This is a genomic window from Dietzia sp., from assembly GCF_036741115.1.
Taxonomy (GTDB): Bacteria; Actinomycetota; Actinomycetes; order Mycobacteriales; family Mycobacteriaceae; genus Dietzia.
Window position 1 is genome coordinate 9,493 of sequence record NZ_DAINST010000077.1, and the last position, 3,784, is coordinate 13,276.

Genomic DNA, 3,784 nt, shown 5'->3' on the forward strand with positions numbered 1-3,784 from the left:
GCCCACGCGTGCCCGTACTCGCCGGGACGCGCGTTCGGGCGGGATTACCCCCGCTCGATCACGTGGGCCCTGTGTCCGCGGACCTTCAGCGCCGGATGGGCCGCTGGGATCTCACGTTCGAACGCCACGTAGAGCTTCCATTGTCGCGCATTATCGTGCACAGAACCACAACCAAGCCGCAAGCAGCGGAACGAAGGTAGGAATTGTGGCCGGGTCGGGCCCGCTCAGGCCTGCCCGCGGAGTTTGCCGGCGCGGCGGATCTTCGCCGCCAGGCCGGCGGGCCAACCCACGTCGTAGCTCTCGATGAGGTGGTTCCAGCGGCAGGAGCGACACACCTCGACGACGTGGACAGTGAATTCGTCGTGCACGCGCGCGAGCTCCTCGATCTCCTCGTCCGTACGCGCGGAGCCCGCGGCGTCGCCGATCGAGTTGCCGTACACCCATTTGACGGTGACCAGGTTGTCCTTGCGGCACACCGGGCACGGCACGGTGCCCGGCACGCCGTGGAACTCCGCGGCGCGCAGGAGGTAGCGGTCCGCGTCGCAGACCTCCTCAAGGGCGGCCTCTCCGGAGGAGAGCGCCTCGAGGGAGGCACGACGGCGCAGCGAGTAGTCGATAACCCGCTTCGGTTCGGTCGGGTCGAGCTTGATCTCGCCCGAGCTCGCGTGCCGCTCGTCCATTGCCTTCGACATTACGTCGTGGCCCGGTCCCCGGTTCCCCGCGGGGCTTGCCCGGAAGCCGGGCCGTCGTCGGCGTCGTTGCCACTTTCGCTCCGGCCGCCGCTGCCGCCGTCGCCGCCGCCTTCGTCTGCGTCGCCGGCGCCGCCTCGGTCTGCCTCTTCACTGCCCGTTCCGGCCATCGCAGGACCTGGGACATCGTCGAGCGCAGGGAACATGTCGTGGCCTACGAGATAGCGGACCGACGCGTTCGCCGTCGCCGCGAGCGGCACCGCGAAGAGCGCGCCCGCGAGCCCGAAGAGGTAGGTGCCGGCGGCGACGATGATGATCACGACGAGCGGGTGCAGCGCCACGGCGTGGCCCATGAGGAATGGCTGGAGCACGTGGGTCTCGATCTGATGGACGATCACGACGATGACCACCATGATCACCGCAGTCCACAGCCCGTTCTCCACGAGCGCGATGAGCGCCGGCAGCGCCCCGGACACGAGCGCGCCGACGATGGGGATGAACGAGGCGAGGAACACGACGACCGCGATGGGCAGGGCGAACGGCACCCCGAGGATCGCCGCGCCGATGCCCACGCATGCCGCGTTGATCGCCGCGACGAGCGCCTGGGTGTGCGCGAACGCGCCGAGGCTCACCCAGCCTCGGCGCCCGGCCTCGTCGATCCTGTGGCGCGCTGCCTTCGGCGCGAGCCCGACGAGGAAGAGCCACAGCGCGCGGCCCTGATAGAGGAAGAAGAACAGGGCGATGAGGCAGATGAAGAGCCCGGCGACGGAGTCGACCGCGTGCCCGCCCACCTTGACCGCACTGGAGGCGAGGTCGCTCGAATGCGCCGACAGAGCGGCCTGCGCCTTGGTCACGGCGCCATCGAGCTGGGTCTTGCCCAGGCCGAGCGGCCCCTTGTCGAGCCAGCCGAGGATCTGGTCGACGCCCGCCGAGGCCTTGTCCCGGAGCGACGGGTAGTCCGCGGCGACCTGTTGGGTGATCAGCGCGATCCCGCCGATGATGATCGCGAGCAGGGCGAGCACCGTCGACAGCGCTGCGAGCAGCCGCGGGAAGCGCAGCCGCCTCTGCAGGAACCCGACCACGGGGAAGAGCATGGCCGACAGGAGGACGGACACGGCTATGGGGATGACGACGACCGGCACGCTGCCGACGACCTTCCCGAGCAGCCACAGTCCTCCGGCGATGAGCAGCGCGCACGCCGACCACCAGGCCCCCAGCACTATCGGATACGGCAGGTGCGCCTGGCGGGGGCGGAGCTCCGCCAGTCCCCTACGCGCCTCGGCGCCCCGGGGCCCGTCCGTGTCCCGGCCTCGGGCTCGGTCGAGGTCCCGCTCCCGGCCCCGGTCTCGGTCCTGGCCCCGGTCTATGTCTTGTCTCCGGTCCAAATCCCGGTCCCGGTCACGCTCGCCCTGCCCCGGTTCTACCCGCGAAGGTTCTTTCCCCACCGGTTCTTTCCGCCCCGGCTCTACCCGCCCCGCCTCTTCCTGTGCCGGATCTACCCGCGCCGGATCTACCTGCGCTCCGCGCTCAGGGCCCCCGCTCTTTCCATTCATGCAGCGATGTTATTCCTCGGGCGCCGTCCACCGCCGGGGACCGTCGGGCCCCTTCCCCCGGGCCGTGTCCGATATATGCGAGCGAGATCACGCGTGGCTATATCGCGCCGATACATCGTGGAGGTGTACGGTTATCGACGCCAAGTGAAATTCCGTCTCCGTTCGGCGGAACACCACACGGTTCCACGGCGGCACGCTCGGCGCGAGTCCCGTAGCGGCGCAGGGCTTTCGATTCGAGGGAAGGGGTACACGCATGCTCGATCTCGCGGTGCTCGGTCTCCTCGATGAAGGTCCCATGCACGGCTACGAGCTCCGCAAGCGCCTGTCCGAGATGTACGGCACGATCCGTACCGTCTCGTTCGGCTCGCTCTACCCGACACTCCGCAAACTGCGCAGCGCCGGGTTGATCGAGGAGGCTCCGCCGTCATCCCCACAGGGCGGCCGCGCCCTGGTGCCCGCAACGGGCAGGGGCAAGAAGAACAAGAAGCCGTACCGGCTCACCGAGGCGGGCGGCGCGGAACTCGAGAGGATGCTGGCGGAGCCGGCTCCCGGAGGGTTTGGCGACGACGGCTTCGGCGTTCACCTCGCGCTGTTCGATCGGACGCCGCATGCCGCGAGGCTGCGCGTTCTCGAAGGGCGCCGCAGGGTCCTCGAGGCCCGGCGGGAGGAACAGCGCGGCGCGGCAAGCACCGCGGACGGCACGAGAGTCGGTCGGTACACGCGGCAGCTCACACTCCTCGGGCTCGAATCGAGCGAGAGGGAGCTGCGGTGGATCAACGAGCTGATCGCCGGCGAGACAGCCGCGGACGGAGCCGCACCCGAAGAGGGTGCGGAGCGGGACAAGACCAACAACAACACTGTTCGAACCCAGGATGTTTCCGAAGGAGATACACGAAATGGGCAATAGCAAGGTGCGCGTCGCGATCGTCGGCGTCGGTAACTGCGCTTCGTCGCTGGTGCAGGGCGTCGAGTACTACAAGGACGCCTCGGCGAACGACAAGGTCCCGGGCCTCATGCACGTGACCTTCGGCGACTACCACGTCTCCGACGTCGAGTTCGTCGCCGCGTTCGACGTGGACGGCAAGAAGGTCGGCATGGACCTCTCCGAGGCGATCTTCGCCTCCGAGAACAACACCATCAAGATCTCCGACGTGCCGCCCACCGGCGTCTCCGTGCAGCGCGGCCCGACCCTCGATGGCCTCGGCAAGTACTACCGCGAGACCATCGAGGAGTCCGACGCCGAGGCGGTCGACGTGGTCGAGGCGCTCCGCGCGGCCGAGGTCGACGTGCTCGTCTCCTACCTCCCCGTGGGCTCGGAGGAGGCCGACAAGTTCTACGCGCAGTGCGCCATCGACGCCGGCGTGGCATTCGTCAACGCGCTCCCCGTGTTCATCGCCTCGGACCCCGAGTGGGCCGAGAAGTTCCGCACCGCGGGCGTCCCGATCGTCGGCGACGACATCAAGTCGCAGGTCGGCGCCACCATCACGCACCGCGTCATGGCGAAGCTCTTCGAGGATCGCGGCGTCACGCTGGACCGCACCT

At 69.0% G+C, this 3,784-nt stretch carries 3 protein-coding genes and 1 pseudogene; 2 read left to right on the forward strand and 2 right to left on the reverse strand.

The window, feature by feature from the left end; genetic code table 11:
* Window positions 1–224: 224 nt before the first annotated feature.
* Together V7E05_RS11500 and V7E05_RS11505 are read right to left on the reverse strand one after the other, a co-directional pair.
* Window positions 225–680, reverse strand: a complete 456-nt coding sequence (locus tag V7E05_RS11500; RefSeq protein WP_333619794.1) for a DUF5318 family protein — start codon at window positions 678–680, stop codon at window positions 225–227.
* 11 nt (window positions 681–691) lie between these two features.
* Window positions 692–1,909: an AI-2E family transporter gene (locus V7E05_RS11505; protein ID WP_333619795.1), complete on the reverse strand. Its 1,218-nt coding sequence runs from the start codon at window positions 1,907–1,909 to the stop codon at window positions 692–694.
* Between the two features lie 586 nt (window positions 1,910–2,495).
* On the opposite strand from V7E05_RS11505, the gene V7E05_RS11510 reads away from it, so the two are divergent.
* Both V7E05_RS11510 and V7E05_RS11515 read left to right on the forward strand, forming a co-directional pair.
* Window positions 2,496–3,149, forward strand: coding sequence for a PadR family transcriptional regulator (locus tag V7E05_RS11510; RefSeq protein WP_333619796.1), 654 nt, complete (start codon window positions 2,496–2,498; stop codon window positions 3,147–3,149).
* Window positions 3,139–3,784, forward strand: a pseudogene (locus V7E05_RS11515) (inositol-3-phosphate synthase); the annotation flags it as partial. The gene V7E05_RS11510 and the pseudogene V7E05_RS11515, both read left to right, overlap by 11 nt.

Bases quoted from the DNA above. Each gene is read 5' to 3' on its own strand.
- V7E05_RS11510 (WP_333619796.1), top strand. From the start codon at position 2,496: ATGCTCGATCTCGCGGTGCTCGGTCTCCTCGATGAAGGTCCCATGCAC.
- V7E05_RS11500 (WP_333619794.1), bottom strand. From the start codon at position 680: ATGGACGAGCGGCACGCGAGCTCGGGCGAGATCAAGCTCGACCCGACC.